Annotated in this window: 24 protein-coding genes; 6 read left to right on the top strand and 18 right to left on the bottom strand. The window is 71.8% G+C overall.

Translation table 11 applies throughout. The annotated features are described in order from the left end of the window. Positions 1–8 precede the first annotated feature (8 nt). Positions 9–1022, top strand: coding sequence for an iron-sulfur binding domain-containing protein (locus tag ITX44_RS29275; RefSeq protein WP_205360706.1), 1014 nt, complete (start codon positions 9–11; stop codon positions 1020–1022). 382 nt (positions 1023–1404) lie between these two features. On the opposite strand, the gene ITX44_RS29270 is transcribed toward ITX44_RS29275, so the two are convergent. The 5 genes from ITX44_RS29270 to ITX44_RS29250 form a co-directional block, all read right to left on the bottom strand. Beyond that, positions 1405–2646, bottom strand: a complete 1242-nt coding sequence (locus ITX44_RS29270; RefSeq protein WP_205360704.1) for an ATP-binding protein — start codon at positions 2644–2646, stop codon at positions 1405–1407. Between the two features lies 1 nt (position 2647). Next, positions 2648–3331, bottom strand: a complete 684-nt coding sequence (cseB, locus tag ITX44_RS29265) for a two-component system response regulator CseB (RefSeq protein ID WP_205360702.1) — start codon at positions 3329–3331, stop codon at positions 2648–2650. 4 nt (positions 3332–3335) lie between these two features. Next, the gene (locus tag ITX44_RS29260; RefSeq protein WP_205360700.1) at positions 3336–4112 is read right to left on the bottom strand and encodes a hypothetical protein; all 777 of its coding nucleotides are present in this window, start codon (positions 4110–4112) and stop codon (positions 3336–3338) included. Beyond that, positions 4100–4657, bottom strand: coding sequence for a SigE family RNA polymerase sigma factor (locus ITX44_RS29255; protein ID WP_372441023.1), 558 nt, complete (start codon positions 4655–4657; stop codon positions 4100–4102). The genes ITX44_RS29260 and ITX44_RS29255 overlap by 13 nt, the downstream gene beginning before the upstream one ends. 226 nt (positions 4658–4883) lie before the next feature. Next, the gene (locus ITX44_RS29250; RefSeq protein ID WP_205360698.1) at positions 4884–6485 is read right to left on the bottom strand and encodes an MDR family MFS transporter; all 1602 of its coding nucleotides are present in this window, start codon (positions 6483–6485) and stop codon (positions 4884–4886) included. A 209-nt stretch (positions 6486–6694) separates the two neighbouring features. On the opposite strand from ITX44_RS29250, the gene ITX44_RS29245 reads away from it, so the two are divergent. Continuing rightward, positions 6695–7276, top strand: coding sequence for a TetR/AcrR family transcriptional regulator (locus ITX44_RS29245; RefSeq protein ID WP_205360696.1), 582 nt, complete (start codon positions 6695–6697; stop codon positions 7274–7276). 30 nt (positions 7277–7306) lie between these two features. Here the strand turns inward: ITX44_RS29245 and ITX44_RS29240 are convergent, their stop codons facing one another. Next, positions 7307–8053 (bottom strand): M23 family metallopeptidase, encoded by a 747-nt coding sequence (locus tag ITX44_RS29240; RefSeq protein WP_236061905.1) that lies wholly within the window; start codon positions 8051–8053, stop codon positions 7307–7309. Between the two features lie 436 nt (positions 8054–8489). Here ITX44_RS29240 and ITX44_RS29235 point away from each other — a divergent pair, with 436 nt between their 5' ends. Then, the gene (locus tag ITX44_RS29235; protein WP_205360695.1) at positions 8490–8840 is read left to right on the top strand and encodes a trypco2 family protein; all 351 of its coding nucleotides are present in this window, start codon (positions 8490–8492) and stop codon (positions 8838–8840) included. A gap of 173 nt (positions 8841–9013) precedes the next feature. Here ITX44_RS29235 and ITX44_RS29230 read toward each other — a convergent pair whose 3' ends face one another. Next, positions 9014–11533 (bottom strand): ATP-dependent Clp protease ATP-binding subunit, encoded by a 2520-nt coding sequence (locus tag ITX44_RS29230; RefSeq protein ID WP_205360692.1) that lies wholly within the window; start codon positions 11531–11533, stop codon positions 9014–9016. A gap of 392 nt (positions 11534–11925) precedes the next feature. Between ITX44_RS29230 and ITX44_RS29225 the strand changes: the two genes are divergently transcribed. Further along, positions 11926–12567, top strand: a complete 642-nt coding sequence (locus tag ITX44_RS29225) for an SCO3374 family protein (RefSeq protein ID WP_205360690.1) — start codon at positions 11926–11928, stop codon at positions 12565–12567. Here ITX44_RS29225 and ITX44_RS29220 read toward each other — a convergent pair. From ITX44_RS29220 to ITX44_RS29205, 4 genes are all read right to left on the bottom strand, one after another. Next, the gene (locus ITX44_RS29220; RefSeq protein WP_205360688.1) at positions 12498–12836 is read right to left on the bottom strand and encodes a histone-like nucleoid-structuring protein Lsr2; all 339 of its coding nucleotides are present in this window, start codon (positions 12834–12836) and stop codon (positions 12498–12500) included. The genes ITX44_RS29225 and ITX44_RS29220 overlap by 70 nt on opposite strands. A 122-nt stretch (positions 12837–12958) precedes the next feature. Continuing rightward, positions 12959–13477 carry an amino-acid N-acetyltransferase gene (locus tag ITX44_RS29215; RefSeq protein ID WP_205360686.1) on the bottom strand — a complete coding sequence of 173 codons (519 nt, stop codon included), beginning with the start codon at positions 13475–13477 and terminating at the stop codon, positions 12959–12961. A 10-nt stretch (positions 13478–13487) separates the two neighbouring features. Further along, a complete protein-coding gene (locus tag ITX44_RS29210) occupies positions 13488–13883 on the bottom strand; it encodes a BlaI/MecI/CopY family transcriptional regulator (protein WP_205360684.1) in 396 nt (131 codons plus the stop codon). Positions 13884–13997: 114 nt separating this feature from the next. Further along, complete coding sequence (locus tag ITX44_RS29205) at positions 13998–14177, bottom strand: hypothetical protein (RefSeq protein WP_205360682.1); 180 nt, start codon at positions 14175–14177, stop codon at positions 13998–14000. 167 nt (positions 14178–14344) lie between these two features. Between ITX44_RS29205 and ITX44_RS29200 the strand changes: the two genes are divergently transcribed. Further along, positions 14345–15139 carry a hypothetical protein gene (locus ITX44_RS29200; RefSeq protein WP_205360680.1) on the top strand — a complete coding sequence of 265 codons (795 nt, stop codon included), beginning with the start codon at positions 14345–14347 and terminating at the stop codon, positions 15137–15139. 221 nt (positions 15140–15360) lie between these two features. Here the strand turns inward: ITX44_RS29200 and ITX44_RS29195 are convergent, their stop codons facing one another. The 6 genes from ITX44_RS29195 to ITX44_RS29170 all read right to left on the bottom strand — a co-directional run bounded on the left by ITX44_RS29195 (position 15361) and on the right by ITX44_RS29170 (position 21382). Then, on the bottom strand, positions 15361–15816 hold the full coding sequence (locus ITX44_RS29195) for a hypothetical protein (protein WP_205360678.1): 456 nt from the start codon (positions 15814–15816) through the stop codon (positions 15361–15363). A gap of 131 nt (positions 15817–15947) precedes the next feature. Further along, entirely contained in the window at positions 15948–16742 is a 795-nt protein-coding gene (locus tag ITX44_RS29190) for a type III pantothenate kinase (RefSeq protein ID WP_205360676.1), read from the bottom strand. 7 nt (positions 16743–16749) lie between these two features. Then, the gene (gene nadC / locus ITX44_RS29185; protein ID WP_205360768.1) at positions 16750–17748 is read right to left on the bottom strand and encodes a carboxylating nicotinate-nucleotide diphosphorylase; all 999 of its coding nucleotides are present in this window, start codon (positions 17746–17748) and stop codon (positions 16750–16752) included. A 69-nt stretch (positions 17749–17817) separates the two neighbouring features. Further along, entirely contained in the window at positions 17818–19632 is a 1815-nt protein-coding gene (locus ITX44_RS29180; protein ID WP_205360674.1) for an L-aspartate oxidase, read from the bottom strand. Continuing rightward, on the bottom strand, positions 19629–20495 hold the full coding sequence (gene panC, locus ITX44_RS29175; protein ID WP_205360672.1) for a pantoate--beta-alanine ligase: 867 nt from the start codon (positions 20493–20495) through the stop codon (positions 19629–19631). The genes ITX44_RS29180 and panC overlap by 4 nt, the downstream gene beginning before the upstream one ends. Beyond that, complete coding sequence (locus ITX44_RS29170; protein WP_307795535.1) at positions 20492–21382, bottom strand: Rossmann-like and DUF2520 domain-containing protein; 891 nt, start codon at positions 21380–21382, stop codon at positions 20492–20494. Before ITX44_RS29170 ends, panC begins: the two co-directional genes overlap by 4 nt. A 774-nt stretch (positions 21383–22156) precedes the next feature. Between ITX44_RS29170 and ITX44_RS29165 the strand changes: the two genes are divergently transcribed. Next, positions 22157–23428 carry a threonine aldolase family protein gene (locus ITX44_RS29165; RefSeq protein WP_205360668.1) on the top strand — a complete coding sequence of 424 codons (1272 nt, stop codon included), beginning with the start codon at positions 22157–22159 and terminating at the stop codon, positions 23426–23428. Here the strand turns inward: ITX44_RS29165 and ITX44_RS29160 are convergent. Continuing rightward, the gene (locus tag ITX44_RS29160; RefSeq protein WP_205360666.1) at positions 23412–24389 is read right to left on the bottom strand and encodes a quinone oxidoreductase family protein; all 978 of its coding nucleotides are present in this window, start codon (positions 24387–24389) and stop codon (positions 23412–23414) included. The two genes, ITX44_RS29165 and ITX44_RS29160, sit on opposite strands and share 17 nt — an antisense overlap. Positions 24390–24408 lie beyond the last annotated feature (19 nt).

The following is a 24408-nucleotide window of genomic DNA, read 5'->3' as shown; positions in this document are numbered from 1 at the left end:
GAGATGTCATGAGTTCACGCCCGGCCGATTCCGTGCCTGCTGCTTCGCCCGTGCCCGCTGCTGCGTCTGCGGTTGCCGCGTCCGCTGTGTCCGCCGCTTCTGTCGCGTCCGGCGTGCCCGCCGTACGGGCCGCGGGTGGCGCGGCCGACGCCACGCCGGAGCTGCACGGCCTGGTCATCGACTGGTTCGACGCGCACGCCCGGGACCTGCCGTGGCGGCGCCCCGACGCCGGGGCCTGGTCGGTGATGGTCAGCGAGTTCATGCTCCAGCAGACGCCGGTCAGCCGGGTGCTGCCGGTGCACGCGCAGTGGCTGGCCCGCTGGCCGCGCCCGGCCGACCTGGCCGCCGAACCGGCCGGCGAGGCGGTCCGCGCCTGGGGCCGGCTCGGCTACCCGCGCCGGGCGCTGCGGCTGCACGCCGCCGCCACCGCCATAGCGCAGCAGCACGGCGGGGAAGTGCCGCACGACCACGCGGAGTTGCTGGCGCTGCCCGGGGTCGGCGAGTACACCGCCGCCGCGGTGGCGTCCTTCGCGTACGGGCGGCGGCACGTGGTTCTCGACACCAACGTCCGGCGGGTCTTCGCCCGTCTGGTCACCGGGGTCCAGTACCCGCCCAACGCGACCACCGCCGCCGAGCGGCGCACCGCCACGGCCCTTCTCCCCCCGGACGACCCCACCGCCGCGCGGTGGGCCGCCGCCACGATGGAGCTGGGCGCTCTGCTGTGCACCGCCCGCTCGCCCCAGTGCGGGACCTGTCCCGTCGCCCGGCGGTGCGCCTGGCGGCTGGCCGGCGCTCCCGCCCACGACGGGCCGCCGCGTCGCGGCCAAACCTATGCCGGCACGGATCGTCAAGCCCGCGGACGTCTCCTCGCCGTCCTCCGGGCTTCGCCCGGGCCCGTACCCCAGTCTTCCCTCGACGCGGTCTGGGCCGACTCCCTCCAGCGCGCCCGCGCGCTTGACGGTTTGGTCGAGGACGGCCTGGTCGAACCTCTCGCTGACGGCTTCTACAGGTTGCCCCTTTAGGGCCCGCTCCCGTTTTCGGGTCCCCCCGTCAACGGCGCCCTTTCCCCGGCTTGGGCTTTTTTACGGCTTCCAGCTCGGCGGGTTCCGGCCGCCGGCCGGGTGCGGATGTTTTTGGGTTGCTCGCGCAGTTCCCCGCGCCCCTTCGGGGCGCGCCCTGCCCCCGGCGGAAGGCGGCACCCTCAGGGGCGCGGGGAACTGCGCGACAAGCCACGACCGACCGGCAGTCGGCAAAGAACAGAACCCCACGAGCTGGAAGCCGCAAAAACCCCGAGCCCGAAAAAGCGCACCGCAGAACAAGAACCGCGCCTCTCGCAAGCCCAAGCCGGGAAAAGCGAACCGCAGCGGGAGAACGGGACCCCGTTCAAGCCCAAGCCTGAAGCGCTCAGCGCGGAAGGAGAAGCTGAGCCACGGCACCGCCACCTTCTTCCGGAACGGCGTTCCGGAAGGTGAGGCGGGCCCCCAGGACGCGGGCTTGGCCGGTGGCGATGGTGAGGCCGAGGCCGTGGCCGCTGCCGGAGCGGTCGGAGGAGCCGGTGCGGAAGCGGGAGGGGCCTTCGCGGAGGAGGTCGGGGGGGAAGCCGGGGCCGTGGTCGCGGACGCGGACGTAGGGGCCGTCGACGACGACTTCGATGGGGGCGCGGCCGTGGCGGGCGGCGTTGGCGAGGAGGTTGCCGAGGATGCGTTCGAGGCGGCGCGGGTCGGTCTGGACGACCGCTTCCTCCTCGACGGCGACCTTGGCGTCGGGGGCGAGGGTGGCGACGCGGCGGCGGACGAATTCGCCGAGGGCGACCTCGGTGAGCTCGGGGTGCTCGGCGGCGCCGTCCAGCCGGGCGACCTCGAGGACGTCCTCGACGAGGGTGCGCAGGGCGTGCACGCGGTCCCGTACCAGCTCCGAAGGGCGGCCGGGCGGCAGCAGCTCGGCCGCGGTGACCAGCCCGGTGACCGGCGTGCGCAGCTCGTGCGCGATGTCCGCGGTGACGCGGCGCTCGGCCTCCAGGCGGAGCTGGAGCGCGTCGGCCATGGCGTCGACCGCGCGGGCCAGCTCGTCGGTCTCGTCGCGCACCCGGCGGCCGCCGATCGCCTCGCGCACCCGTACCTGGTTGTCGCCGTCGGCGACCTTGCGTGCGGCGGTCGCCGCTTTGCGCAGCCGCCGCGACATGCGGCCGCCGATGAGCACGCCGATCGCGGTGCCGCCGACCACCACCGCGAGCGACCCGGCCACCAGCGCCTGGTCGAGGTCGTCCAGCACCGAGTAGCGGTCGGTGAAGGGGCTGCGCAGGGACAGCACGTGGCCGCCGCCGGCCGGGGTCTCGGCCCAGACCTCGGGCGCGTGCCGGGTGTCCTGCACGTAGGTGGCGCGCTGGCCCTTGGCGGCGTACGCCTTGAGCTCCTTGGGCAGCGAGGGGTCGTCCATCTCGGCCAGGAAGGCCAGCCGGCCGGTGGTCTCGTAGATCCGCAGCGCGGACTGCACGCGCTCGTCCTGCACGTCCCGGGTGCTGTTGATCATGCTGACCTTGGCCGCGTTGTGCACGACCAGGCTGAGCGCGAGGGCCACCAAGCACGAGACGACGGCGATGGCCGCGCTGAGCTTCCAGCGCAGGCCGCTGCGGAAGAAGGGGTGCACGTCAGGCCCGCAGCTTGTACCCGAAACCGCGCACGGTCTCGATCCGGTCCTGGCCGATCTTGGCCCGCAGCCGCTGGACGTGGACGTCCACCACGCGGGTGTCGCCGCCCCACTCGTAGTCCCAGACCCGCTCCAGCAGGCGGTCCCGGGAGAGCACCGTGCCGGGGGCGGCGGCGAACTCCAGCAGCAGCCGCATCTCGGTGGGGGTCAGTGCGAGCCGTTCCCCGTCGCGGGTGACCTCCATGCCCTCGGGATCGATCTCGATGTCGCCGAAGGACAGCGGGGTGCTGTCGTCACCGTCGCCGGCGGCCGAGGAGACACGGAAGCGGCGCAGTACGGCCCGGATGCGGGCGACCAGGACGGCGGTGTCGAACGGTTTGGTCACGTAGTCGTCGGCGCCGGCCTCCAGGCCGAGCACGATGTCGATGGAGTCGGCCCGCGCGGAGAGCATGATCACCGGCACGGTCGACTCGTCGCGTATCCGCCGGCACAGGCTCACCCCGTCCAGGCCGGGGACCATGACGTCCAGCAGGGCGAGGTCGGGTTGCTTGGTGCGGAAGGCGTCCAGTCCGGTCAGCCCGTCGGGGGCGGCCGTGACCTGGAAGCCGTCGCGTTCCAGCGCGAGGGTGGTGGCCTCGCGGATCACGTCGTCGTCCTCGACGAAAAGGACATGGGTGGCAGCCATGCAGCTATCGTGCCGCACCCGAAGGGGTGCCGGACCCGGTCCCCGAAGGAGTGCCCGATCCGGTCGGTGTCGGGTCCGGCCGGGGGGAGGGCGAATAGTGCGGCAGCGTCCGGGGGGTGGGCGTGTCGCTGGGCAGGTCCGGGTCGAGCGGGGTGGACGAGGGCTGCGGCAGGGGCTCGGTGGAGGTCGGCTCCGGGGAGGCGCTGGGCGTCTTGGAGGTGAAGTCCGAGAAGGACCGGGCCACTTCCTTGAACCGGTTGCCCTCCCATGCGTAGGTGATCTGCTCCTGCCCGGTGGGGTACGAGACCGGGTCGTCGGTCTTGTAGACCTCGTGGATGATCTGCAGCCGGCCGCCGTCCGCCGCTCCGTACACCGGCGGGCGCTCGTCGGTGAACACGTTCTGGTACTTGCCGTTGATCATTCGGTACACATAGGCCGCGACGCCGAGGCCGTCGCCGCAGGTGGTGACGTTCACCACAAGGTCGGGCCCGTCGCCGGAGGTGAGCCAGCCCGGGGTGGCGTCCATGGGGTAGTCGTCGCCCACGCACGGGGTCAGGTCCTCGCGGACGTCGGCGCTCACGCTGGTGTCCCGGCGGAGCATGCCGGCCAGGGCCGCGGGGTTCGCCGCGATCGCCGGGGTCGCGGCGGGGGTCTTCTTGACGGTGGCGACCGGTGCCGGGCCCTCCCGGCGCGCGCCCGTGGTGGTGGTGCCGCAGCCCGCGGCCACAAGACAGGCGCACACCAGCGCACCCGCCGTGGCGATGGGGGCTATGCGGCGCACACGTCCTCCTTGCGTGAGTAGCCGTACCGGCCGTGCTCCAGTTCGTGCCGCAAACGGGCGAGCGCCCGGTGCAGGGTGCTCTTCACCGTACCCGTGGACATCCCCAGGGCGCGGGCGGTCTCCTCCGTGGTGAGCTGGCCGTAGTGGCGCATCATGACCACCTGGCGCTGCTTGGGGGCGAGCACCTTGAGCACGTCGCGCAGCATCTCGCGGTCGGCCCGCTGGTCGGCGCCGTCGTCCACGCTCGCGTCGGGCAGCTCGCCGGTGGGTACTTCCTCCAGTTTGCGGTTGCGCCACCACTCGGTCCGGGTGTTGATCATCACGCGGCGCATGTACGCGTCGGCGAGGGTCTTGTCGGCGATGCCGTCCCACCGCGGGTAGGTCCGCACCAGGGCGGTCTGCACCAGGTCCTGGGCGTCGACGGGGTCGGGGACCAGCCGTCGCGCGCTCCTGAGCAGCGCGTCCTGCCGGGTCCGTACGTACTCCTCGAAGTCCAGAACCGCGCCGTCCGCCGCCATGGCTGCCTCCGTCCACTGCATCCGCATGCCCGCCCCGGAACCTTCCGGGCGGCCATGACGAAGCTACGGAGCGGATGTTGGGCTTCTGCGACTGTGAGCGCACAGCGGCCGCACAGCGACCCATCGGTTGTGTAACGGCCGGTGCGCCATTGCCGCACACTGCGCATCGCGTGGCATTTCCGGCATTACGCGCGGAGCGGCGGTGGCACCGGGGGTCCGGTGCCACCGCCGCTCCGGGGAACGCGGGTGGTGCCTACAGCGCGTCGGCCACCAGTTCCGGGGCCTCTTCCGCCTCGCCCTCCGCCGAGGGGGCCGCCTTGGGGGCGGCGCCGCGCAGCGGGGTCTCGACCAGGAACCAGGCGGCGAGGAAGCCGAAGACGCTGATCACCGTGCCCCACAGGAAGACCGTGTGGGTGCCGGAGGAGACCGCGTGGAAGTAGGTGTCCTTCACGGCGGCCGGGAGCTTGGCGATGGTCGCCGGGTCGAGCTGAGCGCCCGACTTGGTGACCGCGGCGCCCTGGCTGCCGCCGGAGGCCATCACGTGCTGCACCCGGTGCGAGAACAGCGCGCCGAACAGCGAGACACCGAAGGAACCGCCGATGGTGCGGAACAGCGTCGCCGAGGACGAGCTCACCCCGATGTCCCGCATCGACACGCTGTTCTGGGCGATCAGCATGGTGATCTGCATGATGAAGCCCATGCCGGCGCCGAGCACGGCCATCCACAGGCCGGAGACCAGCCGGCTGGTGTGCACGCCCATGGTGGACAGCAGGAACATGCCGACGGTGATCAGGGCGCCGCCGACGATCGGGAAGATCTTGTACTTGCCGGTGGAGGTGGTGATCCGGCCGGCCACCATGGACACGGCCATCATGGCCAGCAGCATCGGCAGCAGGAGCAGGCCGGAGTTGGTGGCGGACGCGCCCTGCACGGTCTGCTGGTACAGCGGCAGGAAGGTCATCGCGCCGAACATGGTGAAGCCGACCAGGAAGCCGATCACCGAGATCAGCGAGAAGTTGCCGCTGCGGAAGATGCGCAGCGGCAGCACCGGCTCGGCGGCGCGCGTCTCGGCGTAGAGGAAGCCCGCGAGCGTGACCAGACCGACCACCAGCAGTCCGATGATCACCCCGGAGCCCCAGGCGTACTGCGTGCCGCCCCACGTGGTGAGCAGCACCAGCGAGGTGATGGACACCGTCAGCAGCGCCGCGCCCAGGTAGTCGATCCGGCCCTCGGAGCGCTTCTTGGGCAGGTGCAGCACGATCGTGACCATGGCCAGGGCGACCACGCCGATCGGCAGGTTGATGTAGAAGCTCCAGCGCCAGCCCCAGTTGTCGGTGATCGAGCCGCCGACCAGCGGGCCGCCGATCATGGCGACCGCCATGACGCCGGCGATCAGGCCCTGGTACTTGCCGCGCTCGCGGGGCGGGATCAGCTCGCCGATGATCGCCATCACGCCGACGATCAGACCGCCGGCGCCCAGGCCCTGGATCGCCCGGAAGGTGATGAGCTGGTCCATCGACTGGGACATGCCCGACAGCGCCGATCCGCACAGGAACAGCACGATCGAGGTCAGGAAGATGCCCTTCCTGCCGTACATGTCGCCGAGCTTGCCCCAGATCGGGGTCGAGGTGGCGGTGGTCAGGGTGTAGGCGGTGACCACCCAGGACAGGTGGTTGAGACCGCCGAGCTCGCCGACGATGGTCGGCATCGCGGTGCCGACGATCATGTTGTCGAGCATCGCCAGCATCATGGCGATCATCAGGCCCATCATCACCACGCGCACGCTGCGCGGGCGCGGACCCGAGGCAGCGGCTGCGGCGGTGGCTGTGGGCGGCGGCGCATCGGTCTGGGACATGACCGGATTCCTCCCCCGCGTCGGGCGGTGCGTACCGTTCGCTTCTTACTTGCCGCCCAGCTAGTACAACGTCGCACAGCACGGTACGGTGTTTACTAGCCGGGCGTCAAGTAAGTGCGTGGCGAGGCCCTCAGGCCGTACCGTTGAGCATCGGGTCCGTCACACCGTGGGAGCGGGGTGGCGCCACAGTGCAGCAGGAGAGCGACACCATGGCCACACCGCAGCAGCCGCGCCGCGGCGACACCCGGCGCCGGATCCAGGACGTCGCCCTGGAGCTGTTCGCCGAGCGGGGCTACGAGAAGACATCGCTCCGCGAGATCGCCGAGCACCTGGACGTCACCAAGGCCGCCCTCTACTACCACTTCAAGACCAAGGAAGACATCCTGATCAGCATCACGGACGACCTGGCCCGGCCGGTCGACGAGCTGATCGCCTGGGCCCAGTCGCAGCCGCGGACGCTGGCCACCAAGCAGGAGGTGCTGCGTCGCTACAGCGATGTGCTGTGGGGGGCGGCGGCGCTGTTCCGCTTCATGCAGGAGAACCAGGCCACGGTGCGCGAGCTGAGCATCGGGGAGTCCTTCCGCAGCAAGGTCTCCGCGCTCAACGGGCTGCTCACCGAGTCCGAGTCCACGCTGACCGCGCAGGTACGCAGCTGCACCGCGCTGTTCGCGCTGCACGCCGGGATGTTCGCCATGCAGGGCATCGAGGCCGACCCCGAGGAGAAGCGCGCGGCCATCCTCGAGGTCGCCCTCGATCTCGTCGCCCAGGCGGAGGCGGCGGTCACCGCCTGACGTCCTCCTCCGTACAGGTCAATGTGCCCGTCACGGGTTGACGCCGTGCTGCTTCAGGAAGTGGATCGGCTCGACACCCGAGCCGTAGTACGGCGTGGTGCGCACCTCGAAGTGCAGGTGCGGGCCGGTGGAGTTGCCGGTGGAGCCGGACAGGCCGATCTCCTGGCCGGTGTTCACGTGCTCGCCGACGTAGACGCCTATGTGCGACAGGTGGCCGTACTGGGTGTAGAGGTGCGACCCGTGCTCGATCACGATGTTGTTGCCGTACGCGCCGCCCCAGCCTGCGGTGACGACGACGCCCTCGTGCGCGGCCCGGACGTGGGTACCGGTCGGCACCACGAAGTCCTGGCCGGAGTGCTTGTGCATCCAGTGCGAGCCGGCCTGGTTGAAGTGGGCGCCCAGCACGTAGCCGGTGGTCGGGGTCACCCAGGCGGCGTTCTGCTTGGCCTGGTCGGCGGTCTTCATCGCGGCGACCGGCCGCGCGGTGACGGTGGTCGTCGTCTTGGCCGTGGTCGTCTTGAGGACGGCCGGGGCGGCCTTGACGGCGCCGGCGCCGTGGTCCGGCTGCTGGTCGGCCGTCTGGTGCACGGCCTGCGCCACCGCGCCCGTGCTCGCGGCGGAGAACCCGTGGTGCTGCCCTCCGCTCGCGGCGAACGCCGCGGTGGAGCCCAGCGCGAGCGCCGCGACCACGCCTCCGGTGACCACGGCCGCGCGGCGGCGGGTCAGGGACTTCGCGGTGCGGGCCGTGCGGTTCTTCATCGTCGAGTTCTTGAGCATGGAGAAATGACCTCACTGAATGGGGGGAGCGGCTTCCGCCTGCGTCGAGCCGCGAATCCTTGGTAACCCGGCATTCCGCCGGGCGGCAAGGAACCCTCCTACGAAGCGAGGTCGTAGCGAAGGGCATGTCGGAACGCCACCACCGCATGTCCTTGAATGCACTAAATGCCCGAACTATCCACACGGCAAAGCAGGACAAGCCGGGCTCCCCCGCCGAACAGCGCCCTCTCCCCGCCCGCCCCCCGAGCACCCCACTATTTCCCTTCGTACGTGGCCCCCGTCACGTGCGACACCTCACCCGGCGGCGGTCCCGACCCTCTTTCCCGGCAATTCCGGACCCTCCCCATTCCCCGGAATTCATGGCGCCGGTCACATTTGCTGCACTACGGTGGAGGGCCGCGCGCACAGCGCCGATCCGGCAGGGGGTACACCGTTCATGGCCGACGCCGACCACGTGGAGCCCGTCACGGGCATGGAACTCGCCGACGCGGTCGAGGCGATCCGCCAGGGCCTGATGAGCGGCGCCGCGCGGGGCGCGGGAGCGGGCATCCGCTTCGAGGTGGGCGAGATCCGGATGGAATTCGCCGTCCAGCTCTCCCGCACCGGCACCGGCCGCGCCGGCGTCAAAGCCTGGGTCATCGACGCCGGCGCCGAACGCACCCACACCGACGCCCGCACCCACACCGTCTCCGTCACCCTCCGCCCCAAGGACCCCACCACCGGCGCCTACCTGGAAATCGGCGCCCCCCGCCCGGGCGAAGACCCGGACCTGTCCTACGAGGGCTGAGCGCGCTCATCGCTCCGCCACGCGGAAGATCGCTCTGCTACGTGGAAGAACCCCGCGGAAAACACGACGCCCGGCCCCGCGCCCTCCGGGAGCCCCGGTGAGGGGGCTCGAGAGGAGGCGGGGCCGGGTGTCGTGAGTGGCGTCAGCCCGGGTGCGGGGCCCGGACGGGGTGACTACTCCTTGGAGAGGTTGGGAGCGCCGCCGGCCGTCTCGATGGGCGGGGCGTCGGCGACCGTGACCTTCTCCTCGCCGCGGAAGGTGAACTTGGCGTTCTCGCCTTCACCCTCGGTGTCCACGACCACGATGTGGCCGGGGCGCAGCTCGCCGAAGAGGATCTTCTCCGACAGCGAGTCCTCGATCTCGCGCTGGATGGTCCGGCGCAGCGGCCGGGCGCCCAGCACGGGGTCGTACCCGTGCTTGGAGAGCAGCACCTTGGCCTCGGTGGACAGCTCGATGCCCATGTCGCGGTCCTTGAGGCGCTCGTCCACCCGGCTGATCATCAGGTCGACGATCTGCAGGATGTCGTCCTGGGTGAGCTGCGGGAAGACGATCACGTCGTCCACACGGTTCAGGAACTCCGGCCGGAAGTGCTGCTTCAGCTCGTCGCTGACCTTGGCCTTCATCCGGTCGTAGTTGGACTTCGTGTCGCCCTGGGCGGCGAAGCCCAGGTTGAAGCCCTTGGAGATGTCCCGCGTGCCGAGGTTGGTGGTCATGATGATCACCGTGTTCTTGAAGTCCACGACCCGGCCCTGGGAGTCGGTCAGCCGACCGTCCTCCAGGATCTGCAACAGGCTGTTGAAGATGTCCGGGTGGGCCTTCTCGACCTCGTCGAACAGGACCACGGAGAACGGCTTGCGCCGCACCTTCTCGGTGAGCTGGCCGCCCTCCTCGTACCCCACGTAACCGGGGGGCGAGCCGAACAGCCGCGAGACGGTGTGCTTCTCGCTGAACTCCGACATGTCCAGGGAGATCAGCGCGTCCTCGTCGCCGAACAGGAACTCCGCCAGCGCCTTGGACAGCTCGGTCTTACCGACGCCGGACGGGCCGGCGAAGATGAACGAGCCACCGGGACGCTTGGGGTCCTTCAGCCCGGCACGGGTGCGCCGGATCGCCTTGGACAGCGCCTGGACGGCGTCCTTCTGGCCGATGACGCGCTTGTGGAGCTCGTCCTCCATGCGCAGCAGCCGCGAGGACTCCTCCTCGGTCAGCTTGAAGACCGGGATGCCGGTCGCGGTCGCCAGGACCTCGGCGATCAGATCGCCGTCGACCTCGGCGACGACGTCCATGTCGCCGGCCTTCCACTCCTTCTCCCGCTTGGCCTTGGCCGCCAGGAGCTGCTTCTCGTTGTCCCGCAGGGACGCGGCCTTCTCGAAGTCCTGCGAGTCGATCGCGGACTCCTTCTCCCGGCGCACGTCGGCGATCTTCTCGTCGAACTCCCGCAGGTCCGGCGGCGCGGTCATGCGGCGGATCCGCATCCGCGAGCCGGCCTCGTCGATGAGGTCGATCGCCTTGTCCGGCAGGAACCGGTCGGAGATGTAGCGGTCGGCCAGGGTGGCCGCCTGCACCAGGGCCTCGTCGGTGATCGAGACGCGGTGGTGCGCCTCGTACCGGTCGCGCAGGCCCTTGAGGATCTCGATGGTGTGCGGCAGGGACGGCTCGGCGACCTGGATGGGCTGGAAGCGGCGCTCGAGGGCCGCGTCCTTCTCCAGGTACTTGCGGTACTCGTCCAGGGTGGTGGCACCGATGGTCTGCAGCTCGCCGCGGGCCAGCATCGGCTTGAGGATGGAGGCCGCGTCGATCGCGCCCTCGGCCGCGCCGGCGCCGACCAGGGTGTGCAGCTCGTCGATGAACAGGATGATGTCGCCGCGGGTGCGAATCTCCTTGAGCACCTTCTTCAGGCGCTCCTCGAAGTCACCGCGGTACCGGGAGCCGGCCACCAGGGCGCCCAGGTCCAGGGTGTAGAGCTGCTTGTCCTTCAGGGTCTCGGGGACCTCGCCCTTGACGATGGCCTGCGCCAAGCCCTCCACGACGGCGGTCTTGCCGACGCCGGGCTCGCCGATCAGGACGGGGTTGTTCTTGGTGCGGCGGGACAGCACCTGCATGACCCGCTCGATCTCCTTCTCGCGCCCGATGACCGGGTCGAGCTTGGCCTCGCGGGCGGCCTGGGTCAGGTTGCGGCCGAACTGGTCCAGGACGAGCGAGGTCGAGGGAGTGCCCTCGGCCGGCCCGCCGGCCGTGGCCGACTCCTTCCCGCCGGAGTAACCGGACAGCAGCTGGATGACCTGCTGCCGCACCCGGTTCAGATCGGCGCCCAGCTTCACCAGGACCTGGGCGGCGACGCCCTCGCCCTCGCGGATCAGGCCGAGCAGGATGTGCTCGGTGCCGATGTAGTTGTGACCCAGCTGAAGGGCCTCGCGGAGCGACAGCTCCAGGACCTTCTTGGCACGGGGGGTGAAGGGGATGTGCCCGGACGGGGCCTGCTGGCCCTGGCCGATGATCTCCTCCACCTGCTGGCGGACCGCCTCAAGAGAAATCCCGAGGCTCTCCAGGGCCTTAGCGGCGACACCCTCACCCTCGTGGATCAGGCCCAGGAGGATGTGCTCGGTGCCGATGTAGTTGTGGTTGAGCATCCGGGCTTCTTCCTGAGCCAGGACGACAACCCGCCGCGCGCGGTCGGTGAACCTCTCGAACATCGTTAATCGCTCCTCAGAGCGGTCGGGCAGTGGGGGGTCGGTCCCCTCCCTGTCCTTCCGCATGCTAGTCCCGCACAGCGGCGCCGCTCACGTATCACCCCCGCTGCTACGGGGAAAGCTGCGCTACCGGCTGACGTCACTCCCACAACCTCGATGGTGCGAGACGATGTTCCCGCAGGCCAGGCGAATACCCCTTTATCAACTACGCCTACGGCGAACGCCCGCCCCTCCTGCTCGAACACCAGCCCTTCTCACTAGGTACTTCTTACCCTCAGCCGCACGTAATCCACATCGTGTCGGCTCCGGGAGTGCGCTACGGGCGAACAGCGTTGCGCGATTGCGGCGGCTCTCCGATGGGCATCCGGTGACACTCCGGGACGGCACCCTCACCGATGGTGACTCGGCGTAACCCCGGGGGTCCGCCGACAGTTGCACCGGGTATGGGCTGGTACGAGCAGGAGCTGGGCTGGCCGGTGACCGGCACCGTGCCCCCGGGGCTGGTCACCGGGGTGCGGTTCGACGTGCTGGACGCGCCGGCCGAGGCCGGGTTCGCGATGCTGGGCCGGTTCTCCCGGCCGGGACTGCTCGGCCCGGTGGCGCTGGAGGGCCACCGGATCCGGCTGCTTGTGGCCGCCGGCTCCGCCGAGGAGCTGCCGGGGCTCCTGGAGTGGCTGGAGTGGGCCGGCCTCGGGCTGGACCTGGCCGCACTGGGAGCGGGGCAGGCGATGCGGGCGCCCGCCCATCCCGACTGGGGCCGCCGGGAGGCCGCGTACGACCGGTCGGCACCGGTGTGGCTGCGGCCTCCTCGGCCGGGACTCGACGTGGAATCCACCGTGCCCGCGCTCCGCCTGGGCGGCGGTGCGGGTCAGTCCGATGGGGCGGGGGCGCCCATCGGCCTTCCGGCGCTGGTGGCCGCCCTTGCGACGGCCTGCCATCGGATCGCGCTGCGAACGCGGAGCCAGGATCAGCCGTGGGCCTTCTCGTACGCCTCACGGATGGTCGCCGGCACCCGGCCGCGGTCGTTGACCTCGTAGCCCTTCTCCTTGGCCCACGCGCGGATCTTGGCGGTGTCGGGGCCGGAGCCGCCGCTGCCGCGGACCGCCTTGGTACGGCCCCGACCGGCCCGGCCACCGGTACGACGGCCACTGTCCGTGTACGGGTGGAGCAGCCCGCGCAGCTTGTCGGCATTCTCCGTGGTGAGGTCGATCTCGTACGTCACACCGTCCAGTGCAAACGTCACGGTCTCGTCAGCCTCGCCACCGTCGAGGTCGTCAACAAGAAGGACCTGAACCTTCTGTGCCACCGGCTTCCCTTTCATCGAAAACGGATTAACGGTAAAAGCAAAGCGCCTTTCTGCGGAAAACACAAACCCCTTGCGCGAAGAGGTTCGCGCGAGGTAGGTGCGATCCGGACAAACCGGATCACTCACAGTTGCAGCAGCATGCGAGTGTTACCCAAGGTGTTCGGTTTCACTCGCTCCAGGTCGAGGAACTCGGCCACGCCCTCGTCATTGGAACGGAGCAGCTCGCCGAAGACATCGCCGTCCACCGGGGTCTCCCCGATCTCCACGAACCCGTGCTTGGCGAAGAAGTCCACTTCGAAGGTGAGGCAGAAAATACGTCTGACCCCCAGCCAGCGTGCGGTCTGCAGCAACTTGGCCAGCACGTGGTGGCCGGCGCCCTGCCCCCGCCAGGCCGGATCGACGGCCAGCGTCCTGACCTCGGCCAGGTCCTCCCACATCACGTGCAGCGCGCCGCAGGCGACCACTACGCCGTCCTCGTCGCGTTCGGCGACCCAGAACTCCTGGATGTCCTCATAAAGCGTCACGGTGGCCTTGTCGAGGAGGATCCCCGCGCGGACATAGGAGTCCAGCAGGCGCCGCACGGCGGCGACATCGCCCGTGCGGGCGCGGCGGATGGTGACCTCATTCGAGAGCAGCGGCATGGGCCGGACGCTATCGCCCTTCGGCTTCCGGCGGGCCGGAGGGGTCCACGGACTGGATGATGCGCAATGCGTCGCGGACCGCTTCGCGCTGTTCCGGCGTCATCATGCCGAAGAAGTGGACGAGCGCCGCCGCAGGGTTGTCACTGGCCGACCACGCTTCGTTCATCAGTGCGGCTGCGTAAGCCGCTCTTGTCGAAACCGCCTCATAGCGATATGCCCGGCCTTCCGCCGACCGGCGGAGCCAGCCCTTCTGGCGCAGGTTGTCCATTACGGTCATCACCGTTGTGTAGGCGATCGTCCGGTCCTGTGTCAGGTCCTCGAGCACCTCACGAACCGTGACCGGGCGGTTCCACTCCCACACCCGTGTCATCACGGCGTCTTCGAGTTCTCCCAGTGGTCGCGGCACACTGGAAATACTACGGTCCGTTAAGGACGAATGCCGGAATTGCCCCTGCCCGGCCCCGGCCGGAGGAGCTGTCGCCGGAGGGAGTGGCGAGGGGGTGCGCGGCCGAGCCGTCGCTCAGCGGTCCTCGCCGGCCGCCTCGGCGCCGCGCGCGGCCTCGCGGGCGAGCATGGCGTCCACGGCCGCGTCCTCCTTGGCCTTGTTGGCGCCGCCCTGGTTCTTGATGATCGTCACGACCAGGCCGATGAAGAACACCGCCATCACCAGCGGGGGCACGATCGCGGATACGTAGTCCATGCCGCCAAGAGTAGCCAGCACCCTTTGCGGCGCTTCGGGCGCCCTCCCAAGGTCTTCCCGGGGCCCTCACGGATTCTTCCCAAGGGCCTTCCCGGCGCCCGGCAGAAAGCGGACTGGGCAATCCCGGATGTTGTGGCCGAGCCGGGGGCAGGCCACACTCTGGGGTCATGCGAGAGGACGAACAGCCGGTCGAGGCGTACCTGGACGGGCTGAGCGGTCGTACCCGCAGAGCCCTGGCGGACGCCGGATTCGGCATGGAACGGCTGCGACAGCTGGGCACCACCGCGTCCGGCGCGCGGCAGGTGCGGCACATCGTCACCGAGTTCGGGGTGCTGCCCGACCGCGACGGGCGCTTCGTGCTGCCCGGCGACCGGCGCGAGGTCGCGGCCGGCTGGGCGTGGGCCCTGCTGGCGGTCCTCATGGGGCTCGCGGCTGTGGTCGCCGCCTCGATCTGGGCCGGGCGGCCGGTGGGGCTGCTGGTGGCCTTCGTGGCGGGCGCGATCCTGGCGGTGCTGGCGCTGCGCACGCCGGAGTCGCGCGGGCGCGAGCCGGCCGTCCTGATCGCCCTGGCGGCCGGGGCGGTGCTGTACTTCACCGCCTTCATGAACGCCCCGCAGTGGTATCTGGCCGTGCACGGCAAGGACGCCACCGCCACGCTGGACACCCCCGCCCTGCTGACCCGCGGCGGCCACGTCCGGCACTGCCGGGTGGAGCTGCCCGACGGCAAGGTCCGCCAGGTCGACCACGACAACCGCACCTGCCTGGCCCGGGCCGGCCGGACGGTGCACGTGGTCTACGACCCCTCCGACAACCTCGCCCCGGAGCTGGGCACCAAGAACGGCCTGGCCACCATCAGCGGCACCGTCGCGGTCGCCTCCCTGGCCGTCCTGACGGCCACTGCCACGGCCGCGGTGTCGGCCGCGGGCCCCCGCACTCGGCTGCGGGGGCCGGACGGCCGCTAGGCCGTGTCTGACAAATAGCGTCGTCCGCCCGCCAGGGCGGGGCCCGCGGCGTCCGGTGCGTGCGATCGCAAGGCGGAGGGAGGAGAGCGCAGCGGGCTGCGCCGACGACCGACAACGCAGCGAGCGTGCGTGCGGGGCGTCGCGGGCCAGGCGGGATTTGTCAGACACGGCCTAGGGCGTACCGGGGCCGTACGACGGCGCATCGGGGCCCGTACCGCGGATCAGGCGCTGCGGGCCTCGCCCGGTTTGCGGGGACGGCGGTGGGGCGGCCAGATCTCCGCGGGGGTGGGGGTGCGGCGGCGGGCCGGCTGCTCGGGCTCGGGCGTCTTCGGCTGCTGCTGGGGCGGCTGCTCCTTGTCCGGCGCCGGCGCCGCGGGCTGCTGCTCCTCGCCCGGCTTCGGTTCCGGCTCGGTGTCCTTCCGGTCCTTCCTGTCGCGCTCCTCCGCGAGGGACGGGTGCGGCAGGGTCAGCAGGCGGCGCGGCGCGGGCATATGGGCCTCCAGGCGCAGTCGTACGTCGTTCTCCGCGAGGGTTTCGCAGCGGCGCGGCAGCGCGGCCGGGTCAACCGCGGCAACCGGCCGGGACGGGCGCGGCGCCTGTGCCGGAGCGCGCCGGACCACCCGCGCCTCGTCCGCGCCGAACGCCGGCCCTCCTCGGGTTCCGTGTGGCGTGGGCATGAATGGACTTTAAGTGCCAATCGGAAAAAATACGCGCATTACGGTGATCACGGTGCGTCGCGGACAGCCCACGGGCCGGGCCCGTACCCGGACCCGGCCCGTACCGCGGCAGTGACCGCTCGAGCGGCCGCTCAGGTGACCGAGACGTTCCGCTCGTACACCAGCCGCAGCCCGATCAGGGTCAGCCAGGGCTCGTGCGCGTCGATGATGGACGCCTCGCCGAGGACCAGGGGGGCCAGACCGCCGGTCGCGATCACGGTCACGTCGTCCGGGTCGTCGGCCAACTCGCGGGCCATCCGCTCGGCGATCCCGTCGGCCTGCCCGGCGAAGCCGTACAGGATGCCGGACTGCATCGCCTCGATCGTGTTCTTGCCGATCACGCTGCGCGGCCGGGCCAGTTCGATCTTGCGCAGCTGCGCCCCGCGCATCCCGAGGGCGTCCACCGAGATCTCGATACCCGGAGCGATGGCGCCGCCCACGTACTCCCCGCGCGCGGTGACCGCGTCGAAGGTGGTGGCGGTACCGAAGTCGACCACGATGCACGGGCCGCCGTAAAGGTGCACCGCGGCCAGCGAGTTGATGATCCGGTCGGAACCGACCTCCTTGGGGTGGTCGACCAGGATGGGCACGCCGGTCTTGATGCCGGGCTCGACCAGGATCGAGGGGACGTCGCCGTAATAGCGGCGGGTCACCTCGCGCAGCTCGTGCAGCACCGAGGGCACCGTGGAGCAGATCGCGATGCCGTCGATGCCGTCGCCGAGGTCGCCCAGCAGCGGGTGCATGCCCATCAGGCCCTGGAGCAGGACCGCGAGCTCATCGGCGGTCCGGCGGGCGTCGGTGGAGATCCGCCAGTGCTCGACGATCTCCTCTCCGTCGAAGAGCCCCAGGACGGTGTGGGTGTTGCCGACGTCGATGGTGAGCAGCATCCGCCTTCTACGCTTCCGCTCGCAGGTCCAGGCCGATGTCCAGGATCGGGGAGGAATGGGTGAGGGCGCCGACGGCCAGGAAGTTGACGCCGGTCTCCGCGTAGGCGCGGGCGTTGGCCAGGGTGAGCCGGCCGGAGGACTCCAGGAACGCCCGGCCGCCGACGATGGCGACGGCCTCGGCGGTCTCGGCGGGAGTGAAGTTGTCCAGCAGGACCAGGTCCGCGCCGGCCTCCAGCACCTCGCGCACCTGGTGCAGGGTGTCCACCTCGACCTCGATGGGCACGTCCGGGAACTCCTCGCGGACCAGCTTGAACGCCTGGGCCACGCCGCCGGCGGCGACCACGTGGTTGTCCTTGACCAGCGCCGCGTCCGACAGCGACATCCGGTGGTTGACGCCGCCGCCGCAGCGCACCGCGTACTTCTCCAGCGCACGCAGCCCCGGAGTGGTCTTGCGGGTGTCGCGCACCTGCGCCCGGGTGCCCTCGATCGCGTCCACCCAGTGCCGGGTGGCGGTGGCGATGCCGGACAGCCGGCACAGCAGGTTGAGCGCGCTGCGCTCGGCGGTGAGCAGGTCGCGGGTGCGGGTGCGCACGGTCAGCAGCACCTGCCCGGCCTCGACCCGGTCGCCGTCCGCCACGTGCCGCTCGACCTCGAACTCGTCGGTGCACACCACCGACAGCACCGCCTCGGCGATCCGCAGCCCGGCCACCACGCCCGCCTCGCGGGCGGTGAAGTCACCGGTGGACAGCGCGTCCTCGGGCACGGTCGCCACCGTGGTGACGTCCACGCCCTGGTCGAGGTCCTCCTCGATGGCCAGGTGCGCGATGTCCTCGACCTGGACCGGGTCCAGGCCGTCGGCGACGATCAGCGACGCCAGGTCCGGGTCGAGGCCGCACTCCAGCGGGTCGAGCTCGTACTCGCCGTGGGCGTCGGCGGCCCCGCAGGCACAGCCGTCGCCGCAGCCGCCGTCCGCTGCGGCCTGGCCCGGCGGCCCGAACTGCGGCATGGGGAGAATGACGGGCTGGGGACGGTCCGGGGTGGTCACGGCTGCTCCTCGAAAGCGGCGTATCTGTGGTCAGGCGCGGCGGCCGGCGGCGGAGCCGGGTTGCGCGGCGGCGGCCCCATCATCCCCGAAAGCGGGCCCCTCCACGACGCCGGCCGGGTGACGTACGGGCACGGTTGCGTCGAAATCCGGCCCCGCGGTGGTGCGGACCTCCAGCGTACGGTGCGCGGTGAGGCGTACCACCAGGTGACGGCGCCACGTCAGGTCGTCACGGGCGGGCCGGTCCTCGCGCCAGTGGCAGCCGCGGGTCTCCTCGCGGCGCCGGGCGGCGGCCACCAGCACCCGGGCGACCAGGGCGAGGTTGGTGGCCTCCCAGGTCTCCACGCACGGCTCGGCGGTCTTGCCGTCCCGCTCGTACGCCTCCACGGCCGCGGTGTGCAGCCGCTCCAGGGCGGCCGCGGCCGCCGTCAGGCTCTCGGCGCTGCGCAGCACGCCCGCGCCCGCGGTCATGATCCGCTGCACCTCGTAGCGCGCCTCGGAGGCCAGCAGCGGGGCGGGCGCGGGGTCGGGGAGCACCGGCTCGCCCGGGCCGGCCGGGTGGGCGGCGATGTCGGCGGCGATCCGCTCGGCGAACACCAGGCCCTCCAGCAGGGAGTTGGAGGCCAGCCGGTTGGCGCCGTGCACGCCGGTGCAGGCGACCTCGCCGCACGCGTACAGGCCCGGCACCGTGGTACGTCCGCGCAGGTCGGTGCGCACGCCGCCGGAGGCGTAGTGCGCGGCGGGGGCGACCGGGATCGGCTGCGTGACCGGGTCGATGCCGTGCGCCCGGCAGGCGGCCAGGATGGTGGGGAAACGTTCCTGCCACATGGCGGCGCCGAAGTGCCGCGCGTCCAGGTACATGTGCGCGGCGCCGGTCTCCCGCATGCGGCGCATGATCGCCTTGGCCACGATGTCGCGCGGCGCGAGTTCGGCCAGTTCGTGCTGTCCCACCATGAAGCGCACCCCGTCGGCGTCCACCAGGTGCGCGCCCTCGCCGCGGACCGCCTCGGACACCAGCGGCTGCTGGCCCTCGGCGTCCGGGCCCAGCCACAGCACGGTCGGGTGGAACTGCACGAACTCCAGGTCGCTGACCTCGGCCCCGGCGCGCAGCGCCAGCGCCACCCCGTCACCGGTGGACACCGGCGGGTTGGTCGTCGCCGAGAACACCTGGCCCATGCCGCCGGTGGCCAGCACCACGGCGCCCGCCCGCACCGCGCCCACTCCGTCGCGCTGCCCCTCCCCCATCACGTGCAGGGTGACGCCCGCGGTACGGCCGGCCACATCGGTGAGCAGGTCCAGGACCAGCGCGTTCTCCACCAGCTTGATCCCCTCGGCGGCGCGCACCGCGGCGATCAGGGCCCGCGAGATCTCCGCGCCGGTCGCGTCGCCGCCCGCGTGGGCGATACGCCGCCGGTGGTGGCCGCCCTCCCGGGTGAGCAGGATCGTGCCGACCTCGTCCGCGTCGAAGTGCGCGCCGGTGGCGATCAGCCGGCGCACCGCGTCCGGCCCCTCGGTGACCAGGGCCCGCACCGCCGGCTCGTCGCACAGCCCGGCGCCCGCGACCAGGGTGTCCGCCAGGTGCTGGTCGGGCGTGTCGCCGTCGCCGAGGGCGGCGGCGATGCCGCCCTGGGCCCAGCGGGTGGAGCCGTCGTCCAGATGCGCCTTGGTCACCACCGTGACCTTCGCGCCGGCGGCGGCGCAGCGCAGCGCCACGGTCAGCCCGGCCACGCCGGAGCCCACGACCACCACGTCGGAGGCGATCGTCCAGCCGGGGGCGGGGGCGTGCAGGCGTATTCCGGTGGACGGATCGGCGTAGGGGGCGGCGGCTCTGGCGTCGTTCGCGGTCATGGGGCGGCTCCGAACTGCGGAGTGGCGGCTGCTTGCGGGCCGGGGAACTCCAGCGGGATGTTGTCGATCAGACGGGTGGTGCCGACCTTGGCGGCGACGGCCAGGACGGCAGGTCCGGTGTGGCCGGGCGGGGCCGCGGTGAACGTCGCGGGGTCGATGAGGTCCAGGTAGTCCACGGCGACGCCCTCGGCGCCGGCCAGCGACGCGCGGGCGGCGTCCCGTACCGCCGCGGGACCCTGCGCGAGGCGGTCACGGCCGGCGAACAGCGCGCGGGACAGCGCCAGGGCCTGACGGCGCTGCACGCCGCTCAGGTAGCGGTTGCGGCTGGACAGCGCCAAGCCGTCGTCCTCGCGGACGGTGGGCACGGCGGTGATCTCCACCGGGAAGTTCAGGTCGGTCACCATGCGGCGGATCACCGCGAGCTGCTGGGCGTCCTTCTGCCCGAAGAAGGCCGCCCGCGGCCGGGTCAGGTGCAGCAGCTTGGCGACCACCGTGAGGACCCCGTCGAAGTGGCCGGGCCGCGACGCGCCCTCGTACCCCTGTCCCATCGGCCCCGCGGTGATCCTGACCTGCGGCTGCCCGCCCGGGTAGACCTCCTCCGCCGCCGGCGCGAACACCCGGTCGGCGCCCGCCTTCGCGGCCACCTCCAGATCCGCGTCCAGGGTGCGCGGATACCGGTCCAGGTCCTCGTTCGGCCCGAACTGCAGCGGATTGACGAATACGGTGACGGTGACCGGTCCCTCGCCCGCGTACTCCCGGGCCGCCCGGATCAGCGTGGCGTGCCCCTCGTGCAGCGCGCCCATGGTCATCACCACGGCCGCCGCCGGGGGCAGGTCCGCGGCGCGCCGTATCAGCTCCGTCATCGGTTCCCCTCGTCGGCCAGGGCGCCCAGCAGCGCCTCGGCGTACTCCGCCTTGAGCATCCCGTTGGCCAGGGCGCGGTCGGCGGTGGCGCGGGCCATGGCCACGTATCCGGCCACGGTCTCGGGCGCGTGCGTACGCAGCTCCCGCAGGTGGGCGGCCACCGTGCCGGCGTCCCCCCGGGCGACCGGGCCGGTCAGCGCGGCGTCCCCGGAGCGCAGGGCGTTGTCCAGCGCCGCGCCCAGCAGCGGCCCCAGCATCCGGCCGGGCTCGGCCACCCCCGCCTCCCGCAGCAGGTCCATCGCCTGCGCGACCAGGGTGACCAGGTGGTTGGCGCCGATCGCCAGCGCCGCGTGATAGAGCGGGCGGGCCGACTCCTCGATCCACTCCGGCTCGCCGCCCATCTCGATCACCAGCGCCTCGGCCGCGGTGCGCAGCTCCACCGGGGCGGTCACGCCGAAGCAGCAGCCCGCCAGGCGCTGCACGTCCACCTCCGTGCCGGTGAAGGTCATCACCGGATGCAGCGCCAGCGGCAGCGCGCCCGCCCTCAGCGCCGGCTCCAGCACGGCGATCCCGTACCGCCCCGAGGTGTGCGCCACCAGCTGTCCCGGCCGCACCGCCCCCGTCTCGGCCAGCCCGCTCACCAGGTCCGGCAGCGCGTCGTCCGGCACCGTCAGCAGCACCAGATCGGCCCGCTCCAGCACGGCCGCCGGCTCCACCAGCGGCACCCCCGGCAGCAGTTCCTCGGCCCGCCGCCGCGACGCCTCCGACACGCCCGACACGGCCACCGGGTGGTGCCCCGCCATCCGCAACGCCGCGGCCAGCGCGGGCCCCACACGCCCGGCCCCCACCACCCCCACGGCCAGCCTCGCCGGCTTCTCCTCCACCACCACACGCCTCCCGCGGCCCGGACTTCTCGTCAATCCTACGCGAATCCCCTTCCCGGGGGGTTCCCCGACGCAGTGACCCTTCGCACGTCCTGCCTCCCTCTTCCCGGCTTGGGCTTGGAGGTCGCCTGCCTGCTCCCGCCGGGGGGCCGCTGCCACGGAGGGGGTCGTTGCGGGGAAGGGGTGCGGTTCGCAGGGGCGTGCCTCTGCTCAAGGGGTTCGAGGGGAAAGGCTGTTGCGGGGCCGAGGCAGGTGAGTGGTGGAGCGCTCTTGACGGCTCGCCGCCCCGCTTGCGGCCGGCTCGGCACCGCCGATTTCCGCCATCGTCGCGCGCCGCCGCGGCGGCGGATTCGAGGGTGCGGGCCGGCGGAGGGCCAGGCAGGGGTGGCCCGGAAGGCGCGGGTGCCCCGGGAGACGGGGTGGCCGGAGGACAGGGTGGCCCGGGCTGGCGGGTGACGGAAGGGGCGGGCCAGCCCGGGGGTGCGGGCCGGAGGCGAACTCGGGAGGCGGCGTGACCCGGGGGACGGCGTGGCCCTGGGGTGGTGGGAGGGGTCGGAGGGGTGGGGGTCCGAAATGCTGACTTATATTTGTGGGCCGCCAGGCCCGTAAATATGAGATTTCGGACTCCCGCTCCGGAGGCCCCGACCCCCGTACGTACAACCCGCGCTCCGTTCAAGGCCCGCCCCCGTACGACCCGCACCCTTCGAAAACAAGCGCCGCAGCATTTCCCGGCGCCCCGGGGTCGAAGTGGGAACCCCCGGAGGGGAGGATCGGGGGATGGATGACGTGACGGAGAAGGCGCGGCTGGTGGCGGCCGTGGACGCGTGCGGGAAGGTGCTGAACGGGGGGAAGGGCGAGTCGGTCCGGGCGCGGTGGGAGCGGCTGGGACGGGAAGGGGGTGAGGTGTGGGATCTGGAGGGGGAACCGGATCGGTACGGGGACGAGGTGGTGCGGGGACTGGAGGAGAAGGTCGCCGAGCTGCTGGGAACGCAGGACGCCGCCTTCTTCCCGACCGGGACCATGGCCCAGCAAGTGGCGCTGCGCGCATGGGCGGGCAGGACCGGCAACCCGGTGGTGGCCCTCCACCCGCTGGCCCACCCCGAAGTGCACGAGCGCAACGCCCTGTCCACGGTGACCGGACTCCGCACGGTCCACCCCACCCGCGCCCCCCGCCTCCCCTCGGCCGACGAAATACGCGAATTCCCTGAACCGTTCGGCACCCTGATGCTCGAACTCCCCCTGCGGGACGCCGGATTCGTGCTGCCGTCGTGGGACGAGCTGACGGCGACCGTGGCGGCGGCCCGCGAACGGGACGCCGTGATCCATTTCGACGGCGCCCGTATATGGGAATGCGCCCCGCACTTCGGCCGTACGCTGCCCGAAATCGCGGCCCTCGCCGATTCGGTCTACGTGAGCTTCTACAAGTCGCTGGGCGGCCTGGCCGGCGCCGCACTGGCCGGCCCCACCGACCTGATCGACGAAGCCAAGGTGTGGCGGCACCGCTACGGCGGCCTCGCCTACCAGCAGTTCCCGATCGCACTGGCCGCACTGGCCGGCCTGCACACCGAACTGCCGCGCCTGCCCTCGTACGTGGCGCACGCCAAGACCGTGGCGAAGGCCCTGCGCGAGGGCATCGGCGAAGGGCTCGCGGACGCGGGAGCCGCCCGGGGCTGGCCCAAGGTCCACCCGGCCGAACCCCACACCCACCAGTTCCAGCTCTGGCTCCCGTACCCGGCCGAGATCGTGAACGCCGCCGCCCTGCGCCAGGCCGAGCAGGACCGGGTCACCCTCTTCGGCCGTGCCCGGTTCACCGAACCGGGCCTGCCCGGCCTGTCGATGACCGAGATGATGATCGCGGCGAGCGCCCTGGAGTGGACGGAGAGCCAGGTACGGGAGGCGGCGGCATCCTTCGTACGCCACCTGGTCGCCGCAGAAACCGCCGCGCATGCCGATCAGCCCGCACCTGACATCCCGTCACAACCGGCCGGTCAGGCGGAACGTCAGGCCGAACATCACGCCGAAGAGGAACCCGTCACGCCGGCACCCTGAGCAGCAACTTGCCCGTCGTCGTCCGCGACTCCACCAGCTCGTGGGCCCGCCCCGCCTCCTCCAGCGGGAACTCCGCGGTTATGGGCAGCTCCACCCCGCTGTCGGTGAGCAGGGAGAACGCCCGCTCGGCCAGGGTCCGCAGCGCCTGCGGGTCCTCCCCGGCCATGCTGAGCATGGAGAACCCGGCGACCGAGATCGCCCGCGGGGCGATCTCGGCGGCGGCGGTCTGCCACGGCTCGGCGCCGCGCGCGTTGCCGAAGTTGACCAGGCGGCCGAACCGGGCCAGCACCTGGAGCGTGCGGTGGAAGGTCTCGCCGCCGACTGAGTCGAGCGCGAGGTCCACCCCGCGCCCGCCGGTCACGGCGAGCACGTCCGCGTCGAAGTCAGCCGCCTCGAAGACCTGGTCGTAACCGGACTTGAGCGCGTGCTCGGCCTTCGCGAGGCTGGAGACCGTGCCGTAGACCCCCGACGCGCCGCCCATCCGGGCGAGTTGGCCGGCGATGGTGCCGACGCCGCCGGCCGCGCTGTGGATGAGGACGGTGTCGCCCTCGCGCAGCCGGCCGATCTCGTGCAGCAGGGCGTACGCGGTGGGCAGGACGGTGGGCAGCGCGGCCGCGGTGCGCAGCGAGACGCCGTGCGGGAGCGGGAAGACGGTGGCGGCCGGGGCGACGGCGATCTGCGCGTAGCCACCGCCGCGCATGAAGGCCGCTACTTCCTGGCCGGGAACGATTCCGGAGACGCCGTCACCGACCGCCCGCACCGTGCCCGAGACGTCCATGCCGGGGCGGAAGGGCAGCTTCGGCACCCGGTAACCGTCCGCGCGGGCTTTGATGTCGGCGAAGTTGACGCCGGCGAAGGCGACGTCGATGGTGACCTCGCCCGGCCCCGGATCCGGCTCCGGCAGTTCCACCGTGGTCAGGACCTCGGGACCGCCGAACTCTTCGATGACGATGGCACGCATGCAATGCTCCCCGTAGCTG

The sequence above is a fragment of the Actinacidiphila acididurans genome (assembly GCF_016918855.1).
In the GTDB taxonomy this organism is placed as follows: Bacteria; Actinomycetota; Actinomycetes; order Streptomycetales; family Streptomycetaceae; genus Actinacidiphila; species Actinacidiphila acididurans.
The sequence above is the reverse complement of the archived record's forward strand: the minus strand, read 5'-3'. Positions and strand labels throughout refer to the sequence as shown.

What these genes read in the sequence shown, in the direction of transcription:
- ITX44_RS29200 (WP_205360680.1), top strand. Translation starts at nt 14,345, where the DNA reads ATGCGAGAGGACGAACAGCCGGTCGAGGCGTACCTGGACGGGCTGAGC.
- ITX44_RS29250 (WP_205360698.1), bottom strand. Translation starts at nt 6,485, where the DNA reads ATGTCCCAGACCGATGCGCCGCCGCCCACAGCCACCGCCGCAGCCGCT.
- ITX44_RS29245 (WP_205360696.1), top strand. Translation starts at nt 6,695, where the DNA reads ATGGCCACACCGCAGCAGCCGCGCCGCGGCGACACCCGGCGCCGGATC.
- ITX44_RS29180 (WP_205360674.1), bottom strand. Translation starts at nt 19,632, where the DNA reads ATGACCGCGAACGACGCCAGAGCCGCCGCCCCCTACGCCGATCCGTCC.
- ITX44_RS29215 (WP_205360686.1), bottom strand. Translation starts at nt 13,477, where the DNA reads ATGCCGCTGCTCTCGAATGAGGTCACCATCCGCCGCGCCCGCACGGGC.
- ITX44_RS29275 (WP_205360706.1), top strand. Translation starts at nt 9, where the DNA reads ATGAGTTCACGCCCGGCCGATTCCGTGCCTGCTGCTTCGCCCGTGCCC.
- panC (WP_205360672.1), bottom strand. Translation starts at nt 20,495, where the DNA reads ATGACGGAGCTGATACGGCGCGCCGCGGACCTGCCCCCGGCGGCGGCC.
- ITX44_RS29195 (WP_205360678.1), bottom strand. Translation starts at nt 15,816, where the DNA reads ATGCCCACGCCACACGGAACCCGAGGAGGGCCGGCGTTCGGCGCGGAC.
- ITX44_RS29160 (WP_205360666.1), bottom strand. Translation starts at nt 24,389, where the DNA reads ATGCGTGCCATCGTCATCGAAGAGTTCGGCGGTCCCGAGGTCCTGACC.
- ITX44_RS29255 (WP_372441023.1), bottom strand. Translation starts at nt 4,657, where the DNA reads ATGCGGATGCAGTGGACGGAGGCAGCCATGGCGGCGGACGGCGCGGTT.
- nadC (WP_205360768.1), bottom strand. Translation starts at nt 17,748, where the DNA reads ATGCCGCAGTTCGGGCCGCCGGGCCAGGCCGCAGCGGACGGCGGCTGC.
- ITX44_RS29225 (WP_205360690.1), top strand. Translation starts at nt 11,926, where the DNA reads ATGGTGACTCGGCGTAACCCCGGGGGTCCGCCGACAGTTGCACCGGGT.
- cseB (WP_205360702.1), bottom strand. Translation starts at nt 3,331, where the DNA reads ATGGCTGCCACCCATGTCCTTTTCGTCGAGGACGACGACGTGATCCGC.
- ITX44_RS29230 (WP_205360692.1), bottom strand. Translation starts at nt 11,533, where the DNA reads ATGTTCGAGAGGTTCACCGACCGCGCGCGGCGGGTTGTCGTCCTGGCT.
- ITX44_RS29240 (WP_236061905.1), bottom strand. Translation starts at nt 8,053, where the DNA reads ATGCTCAAGAACTCGACGATGAAGAACCGCACGGCCCGCACCGCGAAG.
- ITX44_RS29165 (WP_205360668.1), top strand. Translation starts at nt 22,157, where the DNA reads ATGGATGACGTGACGGAGAAGGCGCGGCTGGTGGCGGCCGTGGACGCG.
- ITX44_RS29205 (WP_205360682.1), bottom strand. Translation starts at nt 14,177, where the DNA reads ATGGACTACGTATCCGCGATCGTGCCCCCGCTGGTGATGGCGGTGTTC.
- ITX44_RS29190 (WP_205360676.1), bottom strand. Translation starts at nt 16,742, where the DNA reads ATGCTGCTCACCATCGACGTCGGCAACACCCACACCGTCCTGGGGCTC.
- ITX44_RS29235 (WP_205360695.1), top strand. Translation starts at nt 8,490, where the DNA reads ATGGCCGACGCCGACCACGTGGAGCCCGTCACGGGCATGGAACTCGCC.